Source organism: Micromonospora sp. NPDC049175 (assembly GCF_043197345.1).
In the GTDB taxonomy this organism is placed as follows: Bacteria; Actinomycetota; Actinomycetes; order Mycobacteriales; family Micromonosporaceae; genus Micromonospora.
Window position 1 is genome coordinate 67,003 of record NZ_JBICSY010000010.1, and the last position, 21,844, is coordinate 88,846.

General features: G+C 70.7%; 24 protein-coding genes and 2 pseudogenes. 15 read left to right on the forward strand and 11 right to left on the reverse strand.

The annotated features are described in order from the left end of the window. Window positions 1–14: 14 nt before the first annotated feature. Window positions 15–917, reverse strand: a complete 903-nt coding sequence (locus tag ACGFH8_RS30095; protein WP_393374013.1) for a tryptophan 2,3-dioxygenase — start codon at window positions 915–917, stop codon at window positions 15–17. 148 nt (window positions 918–1,065) lie between these two features. Between ACGFH8_RS30095 and ACGFH8_RS30100 the strand changes: the two genes are divergently transcribed. From ACGFH8_RS30100 to ACGFH8_RS30110, 3 genes are all read left to right on the forward strand, one after another. Continuing rightward, window positions 1,066–1,518 (forward strand): Lrp/AsnC family transcriptional regulator, encoded by a 453-nt coding sequence (locus tag ACGFH8_RS30100; RefSeq protein WP_393373736.1) that lies wholly within the window; start codon window positions 1,066–1,068, stop codon window positions 1,516–1,518. 134 nt (window positions 1,519–1,652) lie between these two features. Beyond that, window positions 1,653–2,177 (forward strand): hypothetical protein, encoded by a 525-nt coding sequence (locus tag ACGFH8_RS30105; RefSeq protein WP_393373738.1) that lies wholly within the window; start codon window positions 1,653–1,655, stop codon window positions 2,175–2,177. A 75-nt stretch (window positions 2,178–2,252) separates the two neighbouring features. Continuing rightward, on the forward strand, window positions 2,253–3,023 hold the full coding sequence (locus tag ACGFH8_RS30110) for a class F sortase (protein ID WP_393374015.1): 771 nt from the start codon (window positions 2,253–2,255) through the stop codon (window positions 3,021–3,023). 24 nt (window positions 3,024–3,047) lie between these two features. Here ACGFH8_RS30110 and ACGFH8_RS30115 read toward each other — a convergent pair whose 3' ends face one another. Together ACGFH8_RS30115 and ACGFH8_RS30120 are read right to left on the reverse strand one after the other, a co-directional pair. Then, the gene (locus tag ACGFH8_RS30115; RefSeq protein WP_393373741.1) at window positions 3,048–3,458 is read right to left on the reverse strand and encodes a type II toxin-antitoxin system VapC family toxin; all 411 of its coding nucleotides are present in this window, start codon (window positions 3,456–3,458) and stop codon (window positions 3,048–3,050) included. Continuing rightward, entirely contained in the window at window positions 3,455–3,733 is a 279-nt protein-coding gene (locus ACGFH8_RS30120) for a type II toxin-antitoxin system Phd/YefM family antitoxin (RefSeq protein ID WP_393373743.1), read from the reverse strand. The genes ACGFH8_RS30115 and ACGFH8_RS30120 overlap by 4 nt, the downstream gene beginning before the upstream one ends. A 64-nt stretch (window positions 3,734–3,797) precedes the next feature. Here ACGFH8_RS30120 and ACGFH8_RS30125 point away from each other — a divergent pair. Next, window positions 3,798–3,881 (forward strand): annotated as a pseudogene (locus ACGFH8_RS30125) (class F sortase); the annotation flags it as partial. A gap of 8 nt (window positions 3,882–3,889) precedes the next feature. On the opposite strand, the pseudogene ACGFH8_RS30130 reads toward ACGFH8_RS30125, so the two are convergent. Beyond that, window positions 3,890–4,597 (reverse strand): annotated as a pseudogene (locus tag ACGFH8_RS30130) (TioE family transcriptional regulator); the annotation flags it as partial. A 55-nt stretch (window positions 4,598–4,652) separates the two neighbouring features. Here ACGFH8_RS30130 and ACGFH8_RS30135 point away from each other — a divergent pair. Further along, complete coding sequence (locus tag ACGFH8_RS30135; protein ID WP_393373746.1) at window positions 4,653–6,242, forward strand: DUF6194 family protein; 1,590 nt, start codon at window positions 4,653–4,655, stop codon at window positions 6,240–6,242. Between the two features lie 30 nt (window positions 6,243–6,272). Here ACGFH8_RS30135 and ACGFH8_RS30140 read toward each other — a convergent pair whose 3' ends face one another. From ACGFH8_RS30140 to ACGFH8_RS30150, 3 genes are all read right to left on the reverse strand, one after another. Next, window positions 6,273–6,851 carry a nitroreductase family protein gene (locus tag ACGFH8_RS30140; protein WP_393373749.1) on the reverse strand — a complete coding sequence of 193 codons (579 nt, stop codon included), beginning with the start codon at window positions 6,849–6,851 and terminating at the stop codon, window positions 6,273–6,275. Between the two features lie 130 nt (window positions 6,852–6,981). Then, complete coding sequence (locus ACGFH8_RS30145; RefSeq protein ID WP_030333470.1) at window positions 6,982–7,518, reverse strand: HNH endonuclease; 537 nt, start codon at window positions 7,516–7,518, stop codon at window positions 6,982–6,984. 255 nt (window positions 7,519–7,773) lie between these two features. Then, complete coding sequence (locus tag ACGFH8_RS30150) at window positions 7,774–8,220, reverse strand: ArsI/CadI family heavy metal resistance metalloenzyme (RefSeq protein WP_393373752.1); 447 nt, start codon at window positions 8,218–8,220, stop codon at window positions 7,774–7,776. Between the two features lie 158 nt (window positions 8,221–8,378). Between ACGFH8_RS30150 and ACGFH8_RS30155 the strand changes: the two genes are divergently transcribed. The 6 genes from ACGFH8_RS30155 to ACGFH8_RS30180 all read left to right on the forward strand — a co-directional run bounded on the left by ACGFH8_RS30155 (window position 8,379) and on the right by ACGFH8_RS30180 (window position 13,157). Then, window positions 8,379–8,750: an ArsR/SmtB family transcription factor gene (locus ACGFH8_RS30155; protein WP_393373755.1), complete on the forward strand. Its 372-nt coding sequence runs from the start codon at window positions 8,379–8,381 to the stop codon at window positions 8,748–8,750. Beyond that, window positions 8,747–9,481: an aquaporin gene (locus tag ACGFH8_RS30160; RefSeq protein WP_393373757.1), complete on the forward strand. Its 735-nt coding sequence runs from the start codon at window positions 8,747–8,749 to the stop codon at window positions 9,479–9,481. Before ACGFH8_RS30155 ends, ACGFH8_RS30160 begins: the two co-directional genes overlap by 4 nt. Beyond that, window positions 9,478–9,885, forward strand: coding sequence for an arsenate reductase ArsC (locus ACGFH8_RS30165; RefSeq protein WP_393373758.1), 408 nt, complete (start codon window positions 9,478–9,480; stop codon window positions 9,883–9,885). The genes ACGFH8_RS30160 and ACGFH8_RS30165 overlap by 4 nt, the downstream gene beginning before the upstream one ends. An 86-nt stretch (window positions 9,886–9,971) precedes the next feature. After that, complete coding sequence (locus ACGFH8_RS30170; RefSeq protein ID WP_393374018.1) at window positions 9,972–10,994, forward strand: mechanosensitive ion channel family protein; 1,023 nt, start codon at window positions 9,972–9,974, stop codon at window positions 10,992–10,994. A gap of 234 nt (window positions 10,995–11,228) precedes the next feature. Beyond that, the gene (locus ACGFH8_RS30175; protein WP_393373760.1) at window positions 11,229–12,614 is read left to right on the forward strand and encodes an MFS transporter; all 1,386 of its coding nucleotides are present in this window, start codon (window positions 11,229–11,231) and stop codon (window positions 12,612–12,614) included. A gap of 114 nt (window positions 12,615–12,728) precedes the next feature. Further along, on the forward strand, window positions 12,729–13,157 hold the full coding sequence (locus ACGFH8_RS30180) for a globin (protein ID WP_393373762.1): 429 nt from the start codon (window positions 12,729–12,731) through the stop codon (window positions 13,155–13,157). Window positions 13,158–13,176: 19 nt separating this feature from the next. Here ACGFH8_RS30180 and ACGFH8_RS30185 read toward each other — a convergent pair whose 3' ends face one another. The 4 genes from ACGFH8_RS30185 to ettA form a co-directional block, all read right to left on the reverse strand. After that, window positions 13,177–13,761 (reverse strand): YbjN domain-containing protein, encoded by a 585-nt coding sequence (locus ACGFH8_RS30185; protein WP_393373764.1) that lies wholly within the window; start codon window positions 13,759–13,761, stop codon window positions 13,177–13,179. Between the two features lie 131 nt (window positions 13,762–13,892). Then, on the reverse strand, window positions 13,893–14,627 hold the full coding sequence (locus tag ACGFH8_RS30190; RefSeq protein WP_393373766.1) for a hypothetical protein: 735 nt from the start codon (window positions 14,625–14,627) through the stop codon (window positions 13,893–13,895). Next, the gene (locus ACGFH8_RS30195; protein ID WP_393373769.1) at window positions 14,624–15,070 is read right to left on the reverse strand and encodes an acyl-CoA thioesterase; all 447 of its coding nucleotides are present in this window, start codon (window positions 15,068–15,070) and stop codon (window positions 14,624–14,626) included. The genes ACGFH8_RS30190 and ACGFH8_RS30195 overlap by 4 nt, the downstream gene beginning before the upstream one ends. A gap of 12 nt (window positions 15,071–15,082) precedes the next feature. Beyond that, a complete protein-coding gene (gene ettA / locus ACGFH8_RS30200; protein ID WP_393373771.1) occupies window positions 15,083–16,759 on the reverse strand; it encodes an energy-dependent translational throttle protein EttA in 1,677 nt (558 codons plus the stop codon). 210 nt (window positions 16,760–16,969) lie between these two features. Here ettA and ACGFH8_RS30205 point away from each other — a divergent pair, with 210 nt between their 5' ends. The 4 genes from ACGFH8_RS30205 (at window position 16,970) to otsB (ending at window position 21,794) form a co-directional block, all read left to right on the forward strand. Then, the gene (locus ACGFH8_RS30205; RefSeq protein ID WP_393373773.1) at window positions 16,970–17,254 is read left to right on the forward strand and encodes a hypothetical protein; all 285 of its coding nucleotides are present in this window, start codon (window positions 16,970–16,972) and stop codon (window positions 17,252–17,254) included. Continuing rightward, window positions 17,251–17,643: a hypothetical protein gene (locus ACGFH8_RS30210; RefSeq protein WP_393242248.1), complete on the forward strand. Its 393-nt coding sequence runs from the start codon at window positions 17,251–17,253 to the stop codon at window positions 17,641–17,643. The genes ACGFH8_RS30205 and ACGFH8_RS30210 overlap by 4 nt, the downstream gene beginning before the upstream one ends. A gap of 144 nt (window positions 17,644–17,787) precedes the next feature. Then, the gene (locus ACGFH8_RS30215) at window positions 17,788–19,188 is read left to right on the forward strand and encodes a trehalose-6-phosphate synthase (RefSeq protein WP_030488230.1); all 1,401 of its coding nucleotides are present in this window, start codon (window positions 17,788–17,790) and stop codon (window positions 19,186–19,188) included. A 26-nt stretch (window positions 19,189–19,214) separates the two neighbouring features. Next, a complete protein-coding gene (gene otsB / locus ACGFH8_RS30220) occupies window positions 19,215–21,794 on the forward strand; it encodes a trehalose-phosphatase (protein ID WP_393373776.1) in 2,580 nt (859 codons plus the stop codon). Window positions 21,795–21,844 lie beyond the last annotated feature (50 nt).

Consider the following 21,844-nt stretch of genomic DNA (forward strand, 5'->3'; position numbering starts at 1 on the left):
GTCTCGCTCTCCGGTCACATCGCGGTACGGGCCGACCACAGCTCCGGGAAGACCACCCGGGACATGCTGCGCTGCAACCACGCCAGTCCGGCGGAGCCGCCGCTGCCGACCTTGGCGCCCATCGTCCGCTGCACCGCCTTGACGTGGTTCCAGCGCCAGTCGCCGAACTCCTCGGCGACAGCGCTCAACGCCTCGCCGAGCAGCCGCAGGTGGTTGTCCGAGCCGTGGTCGTCGTAGATCCGTACCCAGGCCGCCTCGACCGACGGCTGCGGGTCGTGTTCGACGGCCACGTCCCGGTCGAGCAGGTCGCCGGGGAGGTCGAAGCCGCGCCGGGCGAGCAGCGCGACCACGTCGTCCCAGAGGCTCGGGGTGGCCAGCGCGTCGCTCAGCGCGGCGTGCACCTCGGCCTGCCGGCGGAACGGACGGATCAGCGTCGGGTCGCGCAGCCCGAGCAGGAACTCCAACTGCCGGTACATCGCCGACTGGAAGCCGGAAGCCTCGCCGAGCAGGTTGCGGAACCTGTTGAAGTCGGCCGGGCTCATCCAGCGCAGGCCCTGCCAGGCGGCGTTGAGCCCCTCCAGGTGCAGCCTGGCCCGGCCCAGCGGGGCCAGCGCCTCCCAGACCTGGTCGGCGCGGATCAGCCGCTGCGTCTCCCGCAGCTCGTGGCAGGTCAGCCCGAAGTACAGCTCCATGATCTGACTGACCATCAGGAAGGACATCTCGCCCGGGTCGCTGCTGAGCGGGTGCTGCATCTTGTGCAGGGCGCTGGCCTGCACGTACGCGTCGTACGGCACCATGTCGGCGAACTCCAGGGTCGGCTCGCCACCGGTGCGCGCCGCCTGCGCGGCACGCTGCCCGGGGGTCACCGGCTGCACCGTGGCACGGCGGTTCGGCGCCCGCCGCTCCGTCTGATCCACCATCTCTTCTCCCTCCCCCGGACTAGCCGACGCCATGATCTCGCGGTCGGATCGGCCTGCGGAATGCCGAATCAACGGCTCTCACCGCCTTCTCCTGGCAAACCGAAGGCAACTAGGCGAAGTTGGTTCACGAAAGTAAGGTCTGAGCGTGGACGACATGGACTGGGCGCTGCTGCGCGAGTTGCAGGCCGACGCCCGGCTCTCCTTCAGCGAGTTGTCCCGGCGGGTGCACCTGTCCCCGCCGGCCGTCGCGGAGCGGGTTCGCCGGCTGGAGGAGGCCGGGGTCGTCACCGGCTACCACGCCCACGTCGACCTGACCCGAGCCGGCCGCACCGTGGTCGCGCTGATCCGGATGTCCTGCTACGGCGCGCGCTGCATCCTGCACGACCCGGCGGTGGCCGACTGGCCGGAGATCCTGGAGATCCACCGGATCACCGGCGACGCGTGCAGCATGCTCAAGGTGGCCGCTGGCTCGATCGGCGACTTCGAGGCGGTCATCGACCGGCTCGCCCCGTACGGCCAGCCGTCGAGCACGATGGTCCTCTCCTCCCCGCTCGACTGGCGACCGATCACTCCCCTCCCCTCCCCCCGCCGCGGCTGACCCGGGTTTGGCCCCGAGCCAGCGGGAAAGCAGCGGCGTGCCCAGGGGACGCCCTTTCTTCCGTCCGGAGTGCCGCGGCGCGGAGGCGGAATGAGGGCGGAGGTTCCGGCGGTCGTCGCCGGTTGGGGGGAATCATGCAGGGAATCCGCACGATCAACCGCGCGCTCTCGTCCGCACTGACGCTTGTTGCGCTGGTCGGGGCGTTTGTCCTGATGTCGGTCGCACCGGCGCGCGCCGGCGAGAACGTCTTCGTCGAGGTGATGCCGAACAGCGCCCAGGCCGGCAGCCGGGTCAGCATCAAGGCGGGCTGCGACAACGCCAACAACAACCGCCAGTCCACCGTGCACTCCGACGCGTTTCCGCACGTGATGCTCAAACCAGACAAGGGCTTCCTGACCGGGCAGGCAACAATCCCGAGGGACAAGCCGGCCGGTGACTACCCGGTCGAACTGCGCTGCGAGAACGGCCAGACGGCCTCGACCACGCTCACCGTGCTGAACATGGCCTCCCCCAGCAAGGGACCGGCGACCGGGGGCGGCGGGACGGCCGGCGGCCGTGGCACCGGCTCGTTGCTGGTGCTCGGCGGCGTGGCGCTTGTCGCCACCGCTGTCGCGCTCGGAATGGCCGGCGGCCGACGTCGGACCGGAGCCGGCTCCTGAGCCGGATGACTCATGACCCGCAGATCCGCGCGTGCGCGGCCGGACCGCCGCGCCCGCTTCCGAGCCGGCCGGCTGCTGCGCGCCTCCGGCCGGCTGGTGGCCCGCGCCTCCGGCCGGCTGGGTCGGGTCGCCGGGCAGGCCGGGTCGGCAAGTGTCGCCACCCCGGATCCGGTGGCCGCCCCGCTGTCGCCGCGCCCGGCCGGAGCGCGGTCGTTCCGACCCCGTTTCGGTACGGGACCGGGGCTGCCGGTGCTGGCCATCGCCGCCGTGATGGTGCTGATCGTCGCGATGCTCGGCGTGGAGCAGGTGACCGGGATGAGCCTGCTACCGGACCGGCTCAGCGCCGGGTTTCGACCGCCGCCGAAGAAGTTCCCGGTGCTGCCGGCCAGCCGCCCGACAAGCCTCGCCATCGAGAAGATCGACCTGCGGGCGCCCGTACACGACGTGGGCATCGCTCCGGACGGCACCATCGCCGTGCCGGACGCGGCGCGCGCCCAGGAGGCCGGCTGGTACGACCAGGGGCCGACCCCCGGCCAGTACGGCCCGGCGGTGATCGTCGGGCACGTCGACACCACGAGCGGGCCGGCGGTCTTCCACCAGCTCCGCGAACTGCGCGACGGCGACCAGATCGAGGTCACCCGCACCGACCGTAACGTGGCGGTCTTCGAGGTGAACTCGGTGGAGAAGTTCGACAAGGGCCGACTGCCGGTGGACGAGGTGTACGGCGACTTCAGCCACCCGAGCCTTCGACTGATCACCTGCGGCGGCCAGTGGGTCGGCGGCGAGACCGGCTACTCCGACAACGTGGTGGTGTTCGCGTCCCTGGTCAAGGCACGTTCAGGGTGAGGGCGGGCAGACCGGAACCGTGGGTTAGTTCTGGCCTGGGCTTGCCACGGGCAACCCAGCGGCCTTGGCGCAGTCGAGCAGCCGCCGGTCGTAACTGACGAATGCGATGAGCGCCGTTCCGGACTCGTTTGTCAGAACCTGGGCCGTGGCAAGGTGTATGGCGTCGAGACTGCGTAGCGCCGGCTCCGCGAAGGCCGCTGCGGTGGCGCGGACGGTGCCATCGATCTCCAACCGGAAGAGCCGTCCGACAGCCGCCGGCACTCCGATCAAGGCTTGCGGCGCTGACCGGCGCAACGCCCTGGGCACCTCAACCTCGACGAGAGCGGAGGAGACCAGCGGGACGTCGCCCTGCGCGTTGAGCCAGGAGACGAGGTCGGCGCTGCACGCCTCCTGCCGAACCAACTTCACGACGGCGGCGGAGTCGAGATAGATCACCAGCGCTCCTCGTCTCGCATCTCGGCGAGAGTGGCAGCCACGTCCACGTCCCCGGCACCGAGGTTTGGCGGAAGCGGGACCGGGCCGCTCCCGGTCGGCGCGACGGCCCGCCCCGCCACCACCAGCTTGGCCAGCACAGATCTGTCGTCATTGACCGGGACCAGTCGGGCGATCGGATGCCCGCGATCGGTGATCTCGACCGTCTCGCCGCCCCTCACCCGAGCCAGCACCTGACTCGTGTTCTGGTTCAGCTCCCGGACCCCGATACGCTCCATGAACCCAGTGTAGAACCAAATGTTCTACACTGCGCGAACCTGCACACCGGTATCGAAAAATGACGGCCGACGGGTCGGCGGCGAGACCGGCTACGCGGACAATGTGGTGGTCTTCGCCTCGCTGGTCAAGGCGCGCGGTGGTGGTTGAGCAGCGTCCAGGTAGTCGGCGAGCCGGGCGGCCCCTCTGAGCATCGCCCGGCCGCGTTCGGTGAGCCGTTCCCGCCACCGGCTCAGCGACGCGGCGAGCGGTTCGGTGCCGCCCGCCCCGCGTACCTGACGCAGCACGCCGGCGATGTGGTCGAGCCGGTACCCACCGCGGCGTAACAGGTGGGCCAGCTCGGCGTCGCGGACGTCGTCCGGGAGGTAGACCCGGTAGTGGGTCGCCGGGTCGCGTGCCGGCCGCAGCACCCCGGCCCGCTCCCACTTGCGCAACGTGGCGGGCCGGACACCGAGGCGGTGGGCCAGCACGCTGACGGACACGGCTGTCCGGGTCTGCGGTTGCGGCCGCATCGCGGTGAGTGTCGCCACCGCCGTCTCGACCGCGTCCAGGGTCTCCCGGTCGCGCTGGAGCAGGGCATGGGAGTCATCGACGATGCGCAACGCGGCGTCGATCTCACCACGGTTGACGGCCCGCATGATCTCGCCGCTGGCCGCGTAGCCGTGGCCCGCGATCAACGCGAGGTAGGCGCTCAACGCCCTGGCGTGCACCTCGGTGAACCGGCGGTAGCCGTTCGGTGTGCGCGGGGCCGGCGGCAGGACGCCGTCTCGTTCGTAGTTGCGCACGGCCTGCGCGGAGAGCCCGTGGGCACGTGCGAGGTCGACCGGGCGGCGTACCCCGGTGTTTGAGGGTTGTGTGGCTGTCACCCGTGCTCCGTCGCTGCTGAGTCTCAACCGCTGGTTCAACGATACGGTTTATGGAATGCCAGCTCTTCTCGACCTGCTCGCGGTATCCCCGGACCTGCTCGCGCTCGGCGAGCCGACGCACGCCGAGTCCGCCTTCCTCCAACTCCGCAACGACGCCTTCCTGTCGCTGGCGGAGCACGGCTACCTGTCGATCGCGGTGGAGAGCGACCGCGCGGCCGGGCTGATCGCCAACGAGTTCGTGCAGGGTGGCGCCGACGTGCCGCTCGACCGGGCGCTCGCCGAAGGGTTCAGCCACGGGTTCGGCGCCGCCCCGGCCAACCGCGACCTGCTGCTGCGGATGCGCGAATGGAACGCGGGACGCCCGCCCGCCGAACGCCTGACGTTCCACGGCTTCGACGCCCCGTTGGAGCTGGCCAACGCCCCGAGCCCGCGCCTTCACCTCACCCGGGTGTGTGACTTCCTCGGCCTCGACCGGTCCGCCGAGATCGACGACCTGGTCGGTGACGAGGCGCGGTGGACCGACACGGCCGCGATCTGGGAGCCGGGTCGGTCGGTGGGGCGCTCGGCCGACGCCCGCGCACTGCAGGTGCTCGCCGACGACCTCCTCACCGAGTTGTATCTGCGGGCGCCCTGGAAGCCCGACGGCTGGTCGGCGGCGCTCGTGCACGCGATGTCCGCGGTCGCGGTGCTGCGCTACCACGCCGCGGCCGCCGCCCCACTGGCCCCTGAGGAACGCTTCGGCCGCCTGGCCGCGGTCCGGGACGCGCTGATGGCCGAGAACCTGCTCGCGATCCGTTCCGCCGAGGCACACCGCGGACCCACGCTCGTCTTCGGACACAACACGCACCTCCAGCGCCAGCCGGGCACGATGACGACTGCCGACACGGACGTGTCGTGGGCCGGCGCCGGCGCGATCGTCGCGACGCTGCTGGGTGACCGGTACGCGGTGATCGTCGGCAGCCTGGGCGCGAGCCCGGCGCTCGGCATCGAGGCCCCCGCCGCGTCGACCTACGAGGGCAGGCTCCAGCAGGAGACCGACCTCCCCCGGTACGTGCCGGCGTCCGACATCGGGCCGGCCGAGCGGCGGACGCACGACTACCGGTACTTCCCGCTGGACCGGGCCATCATCGAGCACGCCGACGCGGTCCTGCACGTCCCGACCGGCGTCGACGCGGCCACGCTCGCCGACCGGATCGTCGCGCTGCCCGGAGTCGCGCAGGTCGTGGCGAGCGAGGAGAACGGGTCACCCGAGGCGGCCTGGGGCGACCGGTTCTTCTTCGTCGGCCCGGACCGCCGGCAGCCGTTCGCCACAATCGTCGAGCACGATGTGCCCGGCTTCGACGAGGCCGCGCAACTGGACCGTCCCGGCGTCTTCCGCCTCAACCTGGACCTGGGCCGAGACGAGTTCGAGCGACGCTTCGGCTTTCCGCCCAAGGCGTTCGAGGAGCACCGGGACGACTTCGACTTCGCCCGGCTGGACACCCTCATGCCGCACCCGGGCTACGCGCTGTACGGCTTCGGCAGCATCGTCATGCCCGGCCCGCAGCTACTGCCCGAGATCGACCGGCTGCTCGCGGTCGCGTACGGCCGAGCAGCCGACCGTCACCAGCGCGCGGACCGCCGGGCAGCCGACCAGCAGGACTGAGCCAACCACAAGCGCCGCAGTCGCGCCGTTCTACGCTCGACGCGGCTGGTCCGTCGTGTCGTGATCGGGCGGTTCGACTCCGGCGGTGCTGAGGTCGGTGATGCTGCGGCGGTGTCGCGGGACGGGATCGTCGTCATCGGCTGCCACGCCGATGGCGGTCATGGTGAGTATCTGCCAACCGGGTGCGACGCGCATGGTGTCGCGGAGGGCGTCGAGGTTGAAGGCGCGAAACTGCCGGCACGCCAGGCCCATGGAGTGGGCCTGCACGGTCATGTGCGCGACCGCCTGGCCGAGGTCGTAGTCGGCGAACTCGGAGTACTCCATCCCGCTGTCGTCGACTCCCCGCTGTGCGAGGTTCACGACCAGCGCGCTGGCCTGCGGGGCCCATCGGCGTGAACTCGCGGCGAGGTGGTCGACGAGCGCGGCGTGCCCCGCGTCACCACGTCGGCGGAGGTGGAACGCCCACGGTTGGGAGTTGCCGGCCGACGGTGCCCACCGGGCCGCCTCCAGCAGGACCGCCACCTCCCCGTCGGACAGTTGGTGGTCACTGTCGAAGCGCAGCGGGCTGAAGCGGCTCTGCAGCACCGGGGCGATCCTCGCGGCGGTCATGCCGGACCGCAGTCGTCACTGTCGTGTCGGCAGAGCGGCGTCATGAGCCCATCGTGCCCGACGGGTTGGGCGCCACGTCCGGCACCCGTGCTCTCGCCCGCAGCGCGATCGATGCCGCCGGCGGCGCTGGTCAGGCGGCGGCTTCCGGCTCCCGCAGATCCAGCCAGTCGGCCCAACGGGGGTCGGGGGCGCGGTGCCCGAGCACCCGCCAGGCGGTGCCCTTCGGAGCGGCGGGCAACGCGTGCAACCGCCACCCCATCTCCGCCGGCGTCTTGTCGCCCTTCGTGTGGTTGCACCGGGCACACGCGGCGACCACGTTCTCCCAGGCGTGTCGGCCACCCCGGCTGCGGGGGAAGACATGGTCGATGGTCTCGGCCGGGCCCCGACAGTAGGCGCACCGCCACCCGTCGCGGGCGAAGATCGCCCGCCGGGACAACCCCACGTGCGTCCGGTACGGCACGCGGACGAAGCGGGTCAGCCGGACCACGGAGGGCACCGGAAGCGCGTCGCGGGCGCTGTGCAGGATGCCGTCGCCGTCGGCGACGCAGACCGCCTTGGCGGAGAGAACGAGGATCGCGGCGCGACGCACCGACACGACACACAGCGGCTCGTAGGTGGCGTTGAGGACCAACGCGCCGGAGCCCACCGTGGGTCGTATGTCAGGCATCGCGATCACCCTCCCGGTTCAGCGGCTGCTGCGTACCGCCGTCGACCGCGGTCGGGCATGACCACCCACACGGTCGACGCCGGGCCGATCACCGACGTCCGTTGCGCCAATAGTCCCTGATCGGACCCCGGATTGCACGTACTAATCCCGCATGAGGTATGAGGATCATCCGCATCCGGGCGGATCGCCATCCCGACCTGGCCGTACCGCCGCCCCCCCGCCCTCCAGTTGGAGAGCGGGGAGGGCGTCCCGGCATCAGCAGCGGCAACCGGTGGCCGGTTCCGTCTCGGCGGCGGGTGTGCAACAGGCGCTTTCGGTGGCCTTCTCCAACTGGTCGGAGTCGGCCTTCACGGTGTAGACCTCCCAGGGCTCGTTACCAGGGCCGCGCACCCACACCTTGTCCTGGAGGGCGTAGCAGCACTCGGTGCCGTTCTCCTCCAGGGTGATCAGACCGGAGTCGGTGAGGCGCGTGGTGGCCGCGTTGACGTCATCGGTGCTGAACACCTCGACGCCCAGGTGGTCCATCACGGTGGGCTGGTCGGGCTCGCCTTCGAGCAGGACGAGCTTCAGCGGCGGGTTCTCGACGGCGAAGTTGGCGTAGCCGGGGCGGCGCTTGGCGGGCTCGACGCCGAACAGCGTGGAGTAGAAGACGACGGAGCCTTCGAGGTCGGACACACGCAGGGCGAGCTGAACGCGGGACATGACTCTCCTTACCGATCTGGAGGGTGTGGTGGCTGGTCGGAGCGGACCTCGGCGCGGCAGGCCGCCGTACAACGGCTTGCCCACCACGCCCTTGTCTTGATGCTTTTCGAAGCAGGACCAACGTTGCACCTTGTTTTGAAATCTGTCAACCTAGAGAAATGTCGAAACAAGCCCTGCCGGTGATGAGCCTGGACGCGGTGGCCTGCTGCGCGCCGATCGCGGTTCGCCCCATGGACACCGACCAGGCAGCAGTGGTCGCGCCACTGTTCAAGGCCCTGGGCGACCCGGTCCGGCTACGGCTGATGTCGATGATCGCTTCGGTGCCGGAGATGTGCGTCTGCGATCTGACCCCCGCGTTCGAGCTGTCCGGGCCGACCATCTCCCATCACCTGAAGGTCTTGCGGGAGGCTGGCCTGGTCGACTCCGAGCGGCGCGGCACGTGGGTCTGGTACCGGGTCCGCCCGGACGCGTTCCGGCAACTCCGCGCGCTTCTGGACCTCTCCGCCACCTCCGCGGAGGCCACCGCGTGAGCCTGCCGGCCCGTCGCGCGTCGGCGGAGTTCGTCGGTACGGCCTTGCTCGTCGCCGCCGTCGTCGGTTCCGGGATCGCCGCCGCCCGACTCTCGCCCACCGACGTTGGGCTCCAACTCCTGGAGAACGCGATCGCCACCGCCCTGGCGCTGGGCGCGTTGATCCTGACCTTCGGCCCGATATCGGGCGCGCACTTCAATCCGATCGTCTCCGTCGTCGACTGGTGGCTCGGCCGTCGCGCCGGCACCGGCCTGACCGCCGGTGATCTCGCCGCCTACGTCGCCGCCCAGGTCTGCGGCGCGATCACCGGAACCGTTCTGGCCAACCTGATGTTCGAACTACCAGCCGCCACGTGGTCCCGCACCGATCGCATCGGCGGAAACCTGTGGCTGGCCGAGATCATCGCCACCGCCGGCCTGATCGTCCTGATCTTCGCCCTCGCCCGCACCGGCCGCAGCAGTGCGGCTCCGGCCGCCGTGGGCGCCTACATCGGTGCCGCCTACTGGTTCACCTCGTCCACCTCATTCGCGAATCCCGCCGTCACCATCGGCCGCGCCTTCACCGACACCTTCGCCGGAATCGCCCCCACCTCGCTTCCCGGCTTCGTCGGCGCGCAGCTCGTCGGCGGCCTGGTCGCCATCGCCGCCATCGCCGCCTGGTACCCCGGTGCCGAGAACTCCGCCGACGCCGTGGTCGCCCCCCGACTCTCTCCGGAGACAGAAGCCCGATGACCGACAAGCCCAGCGTCCTGTTCGTCTGCGTCCACAACGCCGGCCGCTCCCAGATGGCCGCCGGCTGGCTCCGACACCTCGCCGGCGACGCCATCGAGGTCCGCTCCGCGGGCAGCGAACCCGCGGACCAGATCAACCCCGTCGCCGTCGAAGCCATGCGCGAAGTCGGCATCGACATCACCGAACAAATCCCAGCCCGGCTCACCTGGGACGCCGCCCGCGCCAGCGACGTCATCATCACCATGGGCTGCGGCGACGCCTGCCCCGTCTTCCCCGGCAAACGCTACGAAGACTGGAAGCTCACCGACCCCGCCGGCCAATCCCTCGACGTCGTCCGCCAGGTCCGCGACGACATCAGAACGAGGATCACCGAACTGCTCGCCAGCATCCAGCCGACGCGCTAGCGCGCTCGCCCCTCACCTGCCGGTGGGTCGGCGGTGGGCGCTCGGGCTCCTTGCGGTACGAAGACAGGGTGAGTGCCGCAAGCGTGATGCCCCTTGCCCTGTCCACCGGCGGGTCGGTGAACTGCCAGGGCAGTTCCTCCTGCGAATTCCTGTACGACTGGACCAGTTCGGCCTGGTTCGCCGAGGGCAGTTACTGGATCCTGCTCAAGCCGCTGCGGGTGCTGCTGATCCTGGCGCTGGCGATGGTGGCCCGCTGGGCGGTGCACCGCACGATCAACCGGTTGGTCCGCACCACGACCGACGGCGCGGTGCCGACGATGCTGCGACCACTGCGCGAGCGGGTGCCCAGCGCGGCGGTCGACCCGACCGAGTTCGTGCCCGAGCGGCGACGGCAGCGGGCCGAGGCGATCGGCTCGGTGCTGCGCAGTCTGACCACCGCGTTCGTCTTCGGCATCGCGCTGCTGATGATCCTGCGTGAGTTCAGCTTCGATCTGGCCCCGCTGCTGGCCAGCGCGGGGATCGCCGGCGTCGCGCTGGGCTTCGGCGCGCAGAGCCTGGTCAAGGACCTGATCGCCGGCCTGTTCATGCTGATCGAGGATCAGTACGGCGTGGGCGACAACGTCGACCTGGGCGAGGCGATGGGCGTGGTCGAGGCGGTCGGGCTTCGGGTGACCACTGTGCGCGACGGTCGCGGAGTGCTCTGGTACATCCGCAACGGCGAGATCATCCGGGTGGGCAACAAGAGCCAGGGCTGGGCGCTCGTGGTGGTGGACCTACCGATCGGCTTCAACAGCACCGAGGAGGCCACCGCCGTCCTGCGGACCGCGGCCGCCTCGGTCGCACTCGACCCGGAGTTGTCGCCGGAGATCGTCGAGGCGCCGGAGGTGCTGGGTGTCGAGCAGGTGACGGTGGACGGTGCGGTCATCCGCACGGTGGTGAAGACGACAGCGGACGGGCAGTTCGCGGTGGGCCGGGAGTTGCGTCGGCGGCTGGCGGAGGCGCTGGAGAACTCGGGGATCACCGCGCAGATCGCGGCGGCCCGCATCTTTCCCGGGCTTCCTCCCCGCCCGTTGCCGGACGGTGAAACGGGTCAGGGGGGTGCCACCTGACCCACCCGTCGTCGTCCTCGAATTCAGGGGTCGCGAGCCGCCCGGCCCCTCAGGTATCGTCCGTTCGTTCAGTCGGGGATGCGACGAATGAGCCGTTCGGCCTAGATAGTTGTCAGACGATCGGGCAGAATCCGGAGCACGCGTTCCCGCCAAAGCGTGATCACAACCTCGCTGATCCGTAGATCTGACGAGCGCATCCGGCCGGGCTGCCACGAGCGGCCAACCCGGAGGCCGATGGAGGCGACGGTGCCCGACGAGCGACCTTCCGCGGAAGGCCCCGCTACTTTTCGCGAAGTGTTCGCCCAGCACGAGTTCCGCGCCGTGTTCGTGGCGGGCGCCCTCTCCTGGGTCGGCGACTATGTCGCGAAGGCCGCCGTCACCGTGCTGGTCTATCAGCGGACCGATTCGGTCGGGCTCTCCGCGGCCGCCTTCGCGGTGAGTTTCCTGCCCTGGCTGCTCGGTGGTCCGGTGCTCGCCGCACTCGCGGAGCGATACCCGTACCGGCGGGTGATGGTGGCGTGTGACCTCATCCGGATGGGGTTGATGCTGCTCATCGCCATCCCGCAACTGCCGTACCAGGCGGTGCTGGTGCTGATCTTCGCCGCCACGCTCGCCAACCCGCCGAGCCAGGCGGCGAAGTCCGCGTTGATGCCGCAGATGCTCGCCGGGGACCGGCTGGTGCTCGGGCTGTCGCTGAACGGCAGCGCGGGGCAGGCGGCCCAGATCGTCGGATACGTGCTCGGCGCCGCCGCCGCCTCCTACGACCCGCGGGTCGCGCTGCTGTTCAACGCGGCCACGTTCGGCGCGTCGGCGCTGCTGGTCCGCCTCGGTGTGCGACACCGCTCGGCGGTGCCGAACCCGGCGCAGCGCAGCCACCTGCTGCAGGAGACCCGCCAGGGCTTCACCATCGTGTTCGGCACACCGGTGCTGCGGGCCATCGCGGTGCTGGTGTTCAGCGCGATGCTCTTCTCGATCATTCCCGAGGGGTTGGCCGTCGGCTGGGCCAACGAGGAGGGCCGCGGCGACATGAGCGCGACCACGGCCCAAGCAGTGATCATGGCGGCCAGCCCGGTCGGCTTCATCCTCGGCGGGTTGCTGGTGAGCCGCCTGTTCGGGCCGGCCCGCCGACTGAAGCTGATGCGACCGCTCGCGGTCCTCGCCCCACTGGCGCTGGTGCCGACGTTGTTCGATCCGCCCCCGCTGGCGGTTGCTCTGCTGGCCGCTATCTGCGGGTTCGCGGTCGCCGGCATGCTGCCGATGGCCAACGGGCTCTTCGTCCAGGCGCTCCCCAACGGCATCCGCGCCCGCGCCTTCGGGGTGATGGCGACCGGCGTCCAGGTGATCCAGGGCTTCGCGGTGCTGGCGACCGGTTTGATCGCCGATCGCTTCGACACCATCCCCCTCGTGGTGGGGCTGTGGAGCGCGGCCGGCGTGGTGCTGATGGTGGTGGCCGCGCTGCGCTGGCCTGATCGGCAGGCGTTCAGCGACGCGATCGCGGCAGCCACGGCGGCCAATGCCGAGCCGTCCGGCCACCCGGACGACGCCGCCGGCGGCGGCACGGCGGCAGGCCCTCCCGAGCCGCGTACCAGCGACGGCCACCGCCGGCACGCGGTCACCTGACCCGGCCCGCCCCTGCGGACCCGTGCGGGCCGGGCGTGGGGCATCGGCCCGGCGTGATCCGACGCACGGTGCGCGGGTCGGTCTCGCGCCCGGCGCACCTGGCAGGATGGAACGGTGAACCCCGCAGGCGAATCCGAGCGTCCCGGTGCTTCGACGACCCTCTTCGAAGCGGTCGGCGGCGAGCCCACCTTCCGCAGGCTTGTCGACGAGTTCTATGCCGGCGTCGCCACCGATCCCCTGCTGCGGCCCATGTACCCGGAGGGGGACCTGGGGCCGGCCGCGGATCGGATGACCCTGTTCCTGATGCAGTACTGGGGTGGACCGAACACCTACTCCGCCCAGCGTGGGCACCCGCGACTGCGGATGCGGCACGCGCCGTTCCGGATCGGCGCGGCCGAGCGGGACGCCTGGCTACGGAACATGCGCCGCGCCGTGGACCGGCTCGACCTCGAACCGGCGATCGCCGCCACGCTCTGGGACTACCTGGAGCGGGCCGCGTACTTCATGGTCAACGCCGAGGAGGACCCGGCCAACGGTGGCTGATCGTCGGGCCGGGGCAGCGTCAGAGCAGCGCGCCCTCGTCGTGCAGCCAGTCCACGAAGCTGGTGGCGACCGCCGCGCCGCAGTCGAGCATCTCGACGAGCAGCGCGTCGTGGGTGCCGGCACCGAGCGGCACCTGAAGCTCGGCGTAGATCGGCAACTGGCCGCGCTCCGTCGGGTCGCCGATGTAGGCCTTGCAGAACCGGCGGGTGTGGTTCCACTCGTTGACCACCCGGTAGGCCCGGTCGGCCCAGTCCGGCGGGACGGTGGCGTGCGGGCGTGCCCGCATGACCAGGATCTCGTCCTCCGGCCCTTCGAGGGTGACCAGCACGGCGTGCCGCTCCCACATGGCCAGCAGGTTGCCGTCGCCGTCGGCCAGGTACCGCACGTCGAGCAGGTCGAGTGCGTCGCACACGCGACGCAGACTCACCGGCTCGACGGTGGCCAGCATCTCGGGCAAAGCCGGTCGCTCGCTGGCCGGGCAGTCGTCCCCCGGCTGGCGAGGGTTGGGCGGTCCGACCCGGACCGCGCTCTCCACTGTGATCCCGCTTCGGGTTTCCGGATCGCCGCCGTCGGCGGGACCGGGGCGCCATGACCACCACGGCATCGCTCGCGCACCTCACTCCCCAGCGGATCCAGTCGCCTACGGTGCGTTGGATCCGAGCATGGACGGTACCCGGACAGCCGAGTTGAAGCACCCCCCCAACGACCGCCCCAGCCCAGAAGAATGAGCAGGGGTCATCCGTTCGGAGGAGTACCGAGGGGTGTTACCGCAAGATCCGTGGCCGTCTGCAACCATGCCGCTCCGTATGGTCCCGCCAGGCCAACCCAACGTCCGGCCACCCGGACCTGAACGGTCGCCTCGTCGTGGTCGGTGGACGGGCCGTCGGCGGCGCCGAGGAAGCCCATCCGGACCACCCCCTGCACCAGTCGCTGCGACACCTCGACCGGCGGGGCGGGCGGTCCGTCCGGCGTGACGAGCACCGCGACGTGGTCGAGCAGCGCGTCCCGCAGCGCCCGCTGACCCACCGCGCGGCCGGCCACGCCCTGCTCGCTGGCCGTACGCAGGGTGCCCGCCGCCGCGTCCGCGATCCGCCGCAGCTCGGCAACGGGCAGCGCCTCCACCGTCCGGCTGCGCGTCGGGGGCAGCGGCCACCGCCACTGCGCGTCCCGGCGGGCAGGCCGGGCCGTACCGCCGCGTTCCAGCTCGGCGAGCAGCTCCGCGGCGGCCACCGTGACGTCCTCGGCGCTGCCGTCGGCCGACTCACCGGCCACCGTCCGGACCACCAGCACCTGCCACGGCAGACGGGCCCAGAGGGCGATCCGACCGGGCACACCGGCCGGCCGCAACCGGACCGGCGCCGCCCGGTCCAGCCGGACCAGCCGGGCCAGGAAGGCACCCGCGTCGGCCACCCCGACCACACCGTGCGTCGGGGTCGACGCCGCTGCCTGTCCCGTGCCCGGCCGGGTCACGCCAGGCCGCCCTGCGGTGCGTAGGTGAGCAGGAAGTCCCGCTCCTCCTGCGTGATCCGGCGGGGCACCTGGCGGGTCAGGTCGAACGGCACCAGCACCGAGCGGGCCCGGCTGGCCAGCACCTCGCCGTCGTACAGCTCGTAGGCGACGGTGAACCGGGAGGCCCGGATCTCCTCCACCCACAGCTCGATGCGGACGGTGGGCGCGGCCTCCGCGGTGGCCCGACCCAACGCGTAGTCGACGGGGCGCAGGTAGTCGACCTCGTGCCGGCGGATCACCACCCCGTCGGCGAACGAGCCGACCCCCCACGCCCGGCCACCGGCGAACATCAACGCCACCCGCGCCTCCTCGTAGAGGGTGAGGAAGCGCGAGTTGTTGATGTGCCCGTACGCGTCCAGGTCGGACCAGCGCAGCGTGCAGTGGTAGACGAAGCGGTCAGACACCTTCTCGGCCGGTCAGTCGCGGGTCAGCTTGCGGTACGTCACCCGGTGCGGCCGGGCAGCCTCCGCGCCGAGGCGGTCGATCTTGTTCTTCTCGTACGCCTCGAAGTTGCCCTCGAACCAGAACCATTTGGTCGGGTCCTGGTCGTCGCCCTCCCAGGCCAGGATGTGCGTGGCGACCCGGTCCAGGAACATCCGGTCGTGCGAGATGACCACGGCGCAGCCGGGGAACTCCAGCAGCGCGTTCTCGAGGCTGGACAGCGTCTCCACGTCCAGGTCGTTCGTCGGCTCGTCGAGCAGGATGACGTTGCCGCCGATCTTCAGGGTCAGCGCCAGGTTGAGCCGGTTGCGCTCACCGCCGGAGAGCACCTTCGTCGGCTTCTGCTGGTCCGGTCCCTTGAAGCCGAACGCGGCGATGTACGCCCGCGACGGCATCTCGACCTTGCCCACCATCAGGTAGTCCAGCCCGTCTGAGACGACCTCCCAGACGGTCTTGTCACCGTTGAGGCCCTCGCGGTTCTGGTCGACGTAGGACAACGAGACCGTCTCGCCGACCCGGACCTGGCCGCCGGTCGGCTGCTCCAGCCCGACGATGGTCTTGAACAGCGTGGTCTTGCCGACGCCGTTGGGGCCGATGATGCCGACGATGCCGTTGCGCGGCAGTGAGAACGACAGGTTGTCGATCAACAGCCGGTCGCCGAAGCCCTTGCTGAGGTTGACCGCCTCGATCACCGTGCTGCCCAGTCGCGGGCCCGGCGGGATCTGGATCTCCTCGAAGTCGAGCTTGCGGGTCTTCTCCGCCTCGTTGGCCATCTCGTCGTACCGGTCCAGGCGGGCCTTGGACTTGGTCTGGCGGGCCTTGGCGTTGGAGCGGACCCACTCCAGCTCCTCGGTGAGGCGCTTCTTCATCTTGGCGTCGCGGCGACCCTCGACGGCCAGGCGAGCGGCCTTCTTCTCCAGGTAGGTGGAGTAGTTGCCCTCGTAGCCGATGGCCCGGCCACGGTCCAGCTCCAGGATCCAGCCGGCCACGTTGTCGAGGAAGTACCGGTCGTGGGTGATCGCCATGACGGTGCCGGCGTACTTGGCCAGGTGCTGCTCCAGCCACGAGACGCTCTCCGCGTCCAGGTGGTTTGTGGGCTCGTCGAGCAGCAGCAGGTCGGGCGCCTCCAGCAGCAGCTTGCAGAGCGCGACCCGGCGACGCTCACCACCGGAGAGCTGGGTCACGTCGGCGTCCGGCGGGGGGCAGCGCAGGGCGTCCATGGCCAGTTCGAGCTTGGAGTCGACGTCCCAGGCGTCGAGGTGGTCCAGCTCCTCCTGGAGCTTGCCCATCTCCTCCATCAGCTCGTCGGAGTAGTCGGTCGCCATCTGCTCGGCGATCTTGTTGAACCGCTCCAGCTTGGCCTTGGTCTCGGCAACCGCCTCCTCGACGTTGCCGAGCACGGTCTTGGCGTCGTTGAGCGGGGGCTCCTGGGCGAGCATGCCGACGGTGTAGCCGGGCATGAGCCGGGCCTCGCCGTTGCTCGGCTTGTCCAGTCCTGCCATGATCTTGAGGAGGCTGGACTTACCGGCGCCGTTCGGACCGAGCACACCGATCTTGGCTCCCGGCAGGAAGCTCAACGTCACGTTGTCGAGCACGACCTTGTCGCCGTGCGCCTTGCGGGCCTTTTCCAGGACGTAGATGTACTGGGCCACGGTGCGGGCTACCTCCGTCGGTTGCTGTCGCTGATCGGCGGCGCGGGCGCGGGCTGCGAGGACCGCCCGCCGCCGCCGGCCGGTAGCCGGCCGCGCGCACGCCATCGTCAATCCTGACAGGTACGCCGCGCTTCGCCCACATCACCCCGCCCCAGGAGTACGCGGGCGCGCCTCCTTGCCAGAGCCGGTAAGGCAAATTACGGTTTTGGTATGACCAAGAAGATCACCATCAGCCTGCCCGACGATCTTGCGGAGAGACTGGCCGACGAGCCGAACGCTTCCGCCTACGTCGCCGAGTCTCTGCGACGGAGGGTGGCCGGGGAGAAGACGCGGGAGATCCTCCGGCGGGCCGGTTTCGAGATCACCGACGAGGGCGTAGCGCGGGTACACGCCGAGATGGAGCAGTTGCGGGCGAGCATCACCCCCGAACTACGCGAACAGGCGGCCCAGCTCCAGGCAGAGGTCTTGGCGGCACGTGCGAGGGCCACCCGGTGACGGGCTACGGCTTGGCATTGGACGCGACAGCCCTGCTAGCCTATTCGTCGTCCGAACGGGATGTCGGTCACCGCATCGCGGAAGCCGCCGACTATGGCGTGCACGTGCTGGTGCCGGCGCTCTGCCTCGTCCGTGCACACCAGGAAGCCACTCCCGGCCAGTGGGAAATGCTCGAAGTGCTCGCCGCGTTGCCGCACATCCGCGTAACCCCGGTCGAGCCGAACATGTGCTCGTTTCTCGGCGGATGGTCACGCCGAATGGCCGGGCACACGGACCTGGCCCAGCTGGCGATGGACGCCGCCGCCCACCCCCTCGTGCCGATCATGACGGATCGGCGGGAGTTGCTCGGCGAGGTGCTGCCCAAGGAATGGCCGATCATCGACCTCTGAGCGACGGGCTGTCGACAAGATCACCCTGGGGATTTCAGCGCGTACGGGGCGGGTAGGAGACTCCGGCACGAGGCACAAGACGCCGCAGCTACGCTCAGTACGCTCATTCGCGGTGGACCCGTCAGTACCCGGAGGTGGCCGATCGTGACCGTCCGTAGCTCCTTTGTCGTAGTGGCGAACCGTCTGCCGGTCGACGAGGTGAGCACTCCCGAGGGCCGACAGTGGCGACGCAGCCCTGGCGGGCTGGTCACCGCGCTGCACCCCGTGCTCGCCGAACACCAGGGCACCTGGGTCGGCTGGGCCGGCGGCACCGGCGCCGCCCCCGAGCCGTTCGACCTGGAGGGGATCCGGCTGCACCCGGTCCCGCTGAGCGCCGAGGAGCTGGAGCGCTACTACGAGGGCCAGTCCAACGCGACGATCTGGCCGCTCTACCACGACGCGGTCGAGACACCTGCCTACAAGCGCCGCTGGCGGGAGGCGTACCGCCTGGTCAACGCCCGGTTCGCGGAGGCCGCCGCGGACGTGGCGGCCGAGGGCGCGACGGTCTGGGTGCAGGACTACCAGCTGCAGTTGGTCCCGGCGATGCTCCGTGAGCTGCGCCCGGACCTGCGGATCGGGTTCTTCCTGCACATCCCGTTCCCGCCGATCGAGCTGTTCATGCAGATGCCGTTCCGCACCGAGATCCTGCGCGGCCTGCTCGGCGCGGACCTGGTCGGCTTCCAGCAGAGGTTGGCCGCACAGAACTTCGTCCGGCTGGCGCGGCACCTGCTCGGGCTGCGCTACGAGGGGCAGATGATCCAGGTCGACGGTCGGCAGGTGAAGGCGGGCGCCTTCCCCATCTCGATCGACACCCAGGAGATGGAGCGGATGGCCGCCGACCCGGCGATCCAGGCTCGGGCCAAGCAGATCCGCGCCGAGTTGGGCGATCCGAAGACGATAATCCTGGGCGTGGACCGGCTGGATTACACCAAGGGCATCGAGTTGCGGCTCAAGGCCTTCCGCGAGTTGCTTGCTGACGGAAAGTTGACAGTTCCCGACGCGGTTATGGTGCAGGTGGCCACGCCCAGCCGCGAGCGGGTCGAGCACTACCAGGCACTACGGGTCAAGGTCGAACGCGAGGTTGGCCGGATTAATGGCGAATTCGGCAGGGTCGGCGTGCCGGCAGTGCATTACCTGCATCAGTCGTACAGTCGCAGTGAACTCGCCGCGATGTACGTCGCCGCCGACGTGATGATGGTGACACCGCTACGCGACGGCATGAACCTGGTGGCCAAGGAGTACGTGGCGTCGCGCGCCGACCAGGGTGGCGCGCTCGTACTCAGTGAGTTTGCTGGCGCCGCAACGGAGCTGCGTCAGGCATTCCTGTGTAACCCGCACGACCCGGACGCGGTCAAGGACGCCCTGCTCCGGGCAGTGCACGTGGAGAAAACCGAGGCACGCCGCCGGATGCGGACAATGCAACGTCACCTGCGTACCCACGACGTGGGCCACTGGGCCAAGTCTTTCCTCTCCGAGCTCGGAGTTCCCGAGGCGGAGGCCGAGTGAACACGACCGTCAACGATGGAGCCGCCATGGCCACCGGGGTGATGGACCCCGAGCTGCGCTCCGCCATCGGCCGGATCGCCCGGGTCCCCCAACTCCTGGTCGCCTGCGACTACGACGGCACACTCGCGCCGATCGTGGAGGACCCGAGCACGGCCGTCCCACTGCCCGAGTCGGTTGCCGCGGTCCGCGCGCTCGCCGCGCTGCCGCAGACAACCGTGGCGGTCGTCTCCGGCCGGGCGCTGCGCGACCTGGCCGCACTGTCCCGGCTGCCCAGCGAGGTGCACCTCGTCGGCAGCCACGGCTCCGAGTTCGACATCGGCTTCGTCGAGCGGCTCTCCCCCGAGCTGGTCGCGGTGCGCCAGCAGGTACGCAACGCGCTGCGCGAGATCGCCGCCGCGCACCCGGGCATCCGCCTGGAACGCAAGCCGGCAAGCGTGGCCGTGCACACCCGCGGGGTCGACCCGGAGGTCGCCGCCGCCGCCATCGAGGCCGTCCGCAACGGCCCGGCCAGCTTCGACGGCGTCACCGTGACCCAGGGCAAGGAGGTCATCGAGCTCTCCGTCGTGGCCACCCACAAGGGCACCGCACTCGACCAACTGCGGACCCAGCTCGCCTCCAGCGCGGTGCTGTTCATCGGCGACGACGTCACCGACGAGAACGCGTTCGGCCACCTGCACGGTCCCGACCTCGGCATCAAGATCGGCCCCGGGGACACCCAGGCCAGCTACCGGGTGGGCGACCCGCTGGAGGCCGCCCGCGCGCTGGCGCTGCTGCTGGAGACCCGACGGCACTGGCTGTTCGGCGAGCGGGCGGTGCCGATCGAGCGGCACTCCATGCTGGCCAACGGTCGTACCGTCGCTCTGCTCACCCCCGAAGCCAAGGTGAGCTGGCTCTGTCACCCCAAGCCGGACTCGGCGGCGATCTTCGCCGACCTGGTCGGTGGCAGCCCGGCCGGTCACTTCAGCGTCGCCCCGGAACGCGGGGGCATCCCGCTGGGCCAGCGCTACCGTTCCGGCACGATGACAGTGGAGACCCGGTGGTCCGGGCTCACCGTCACCGACTGGCTGGACAAGCCGGCCCGGGAGACCACTCCGGACGACAGCCCCGCCGTCATCACCGGCGACTCGACCCTGATCCGGGTGCTCACCGGCAGCGGCAAGGCCCGGGTGGAGTTCGCGCCGAGGCCCGAGTTCGGTCAGGTCGCCGTGCAGTTGCAGCCGATCGGCGACGGTCTGCTGGTGCTCGGCTCCAACGAGCCGGTCGCGCTCTACGCCCCCGGCGTGGAGTGGGAGGTCGGCAACGACGGCGGGTACGAGACCGCCAAGGCGATCGTCGACCTCTCCGCCGCCGGCGGGCAGGTCGTACTGGAGTTGCGCTTCGGCACGCACAGCCTGGAGCACCACCGGGTGCCGATCCACGAGCGGCAGGCCGCCGCCGAGCAGCCGTGGAAGGACTGGGTGGCCTCGCTGCGGCTGCCGTCCACCGCCCGTGACCTGGTCGCGCGCAGCGCCCTCACCCTGCGCGGGCTCTGTCACGAGGCCACCGGCTCGATCCTGGCCGCGGCGACCACCTCGCTCCCCGAGGAGTTGGGCGGCGTCCGCAACTGGGACTACCGCTACTGCTGGCTGCGCGACGCCGCGCTGACCGCCCGCGCACTCGTCGACCTGGGCTCCGTCGAGGAGGCCGAGGCGCTGCTGCGCTGGGTGGACGGCTGCATCGAGCGCACCGGCGGCCACCCGGAGCGACTGCACCCGCTCTACACGATCGACGGGTACGAGTTGGGCGCCGAGGCGGTCATCGACACGCTGCCCGGCTACGCCGGCTCCCGGCCGGTCCGGGTCGGCAACCTCGCCAACCACCAGCTCCAGCTCGACGTCTTCGGCCCGATCGCCGACCTGATCGCGGCCGTCGCCGACGCTCGCGGCTCGGTCCGCGAGGACGAGTGGCGGGTCCTGGAAAACATGGTCGAGGCGGTCCGCCGCCGTTGGCACGAGCCGGACCACGGCATCTGGGAGGCGCGGCTGCCACCACGGCACCACGTCTTCTCCAAGGTGATGTGCTGGATGACCGTCGACCGGGCGCTGCACGTGATGCGCGAGCACGGCGGCGAGGACCGGCCGGAGTGGAAGGACCTGCGCGACCGGATCGGCGCCAACGTCCTGGAGCAGGGTTGGCACTCCGACGTCGAGGCGTACAGCGTCGCGTACGGGGACGAGGACATGGACGCCTCGTCGCTCTGGATCGGGCTCTCCGGCCTGCTCCCGGGTGACGACCCGCGCTTCCTGTCCACCGTCCTGCGCATCGAGGCGGACCTGCGCAGCGGCCCGGTCGTCTACCGCTACCACTGGGACGACGGCCTGCCCGGCCGTGAGGGCGGCTTCCACATCTGCACGGCGTGGCTGATCGAGGCGTACCTGCGCACCGGCCGCCGCACCGACGCCGAGGAGCTGTTCGCACAGATGGTGCTCACCGCCGGTCCGACCGGGCTGCTCCCCGAGCAGTACGACCCGCTCGCCGAGCGCGGGCTGGGCAACCACCCGCAGGCGTACAGCCACCTCGGGCTGATCCGCTGTGCCCTGCTGCTGGACAACATGCTCAAGCAGTAGTTCGACCGCACGTGTGACGGGGCCGGAGCGCAGGCGCGCTCCGGCCCCGT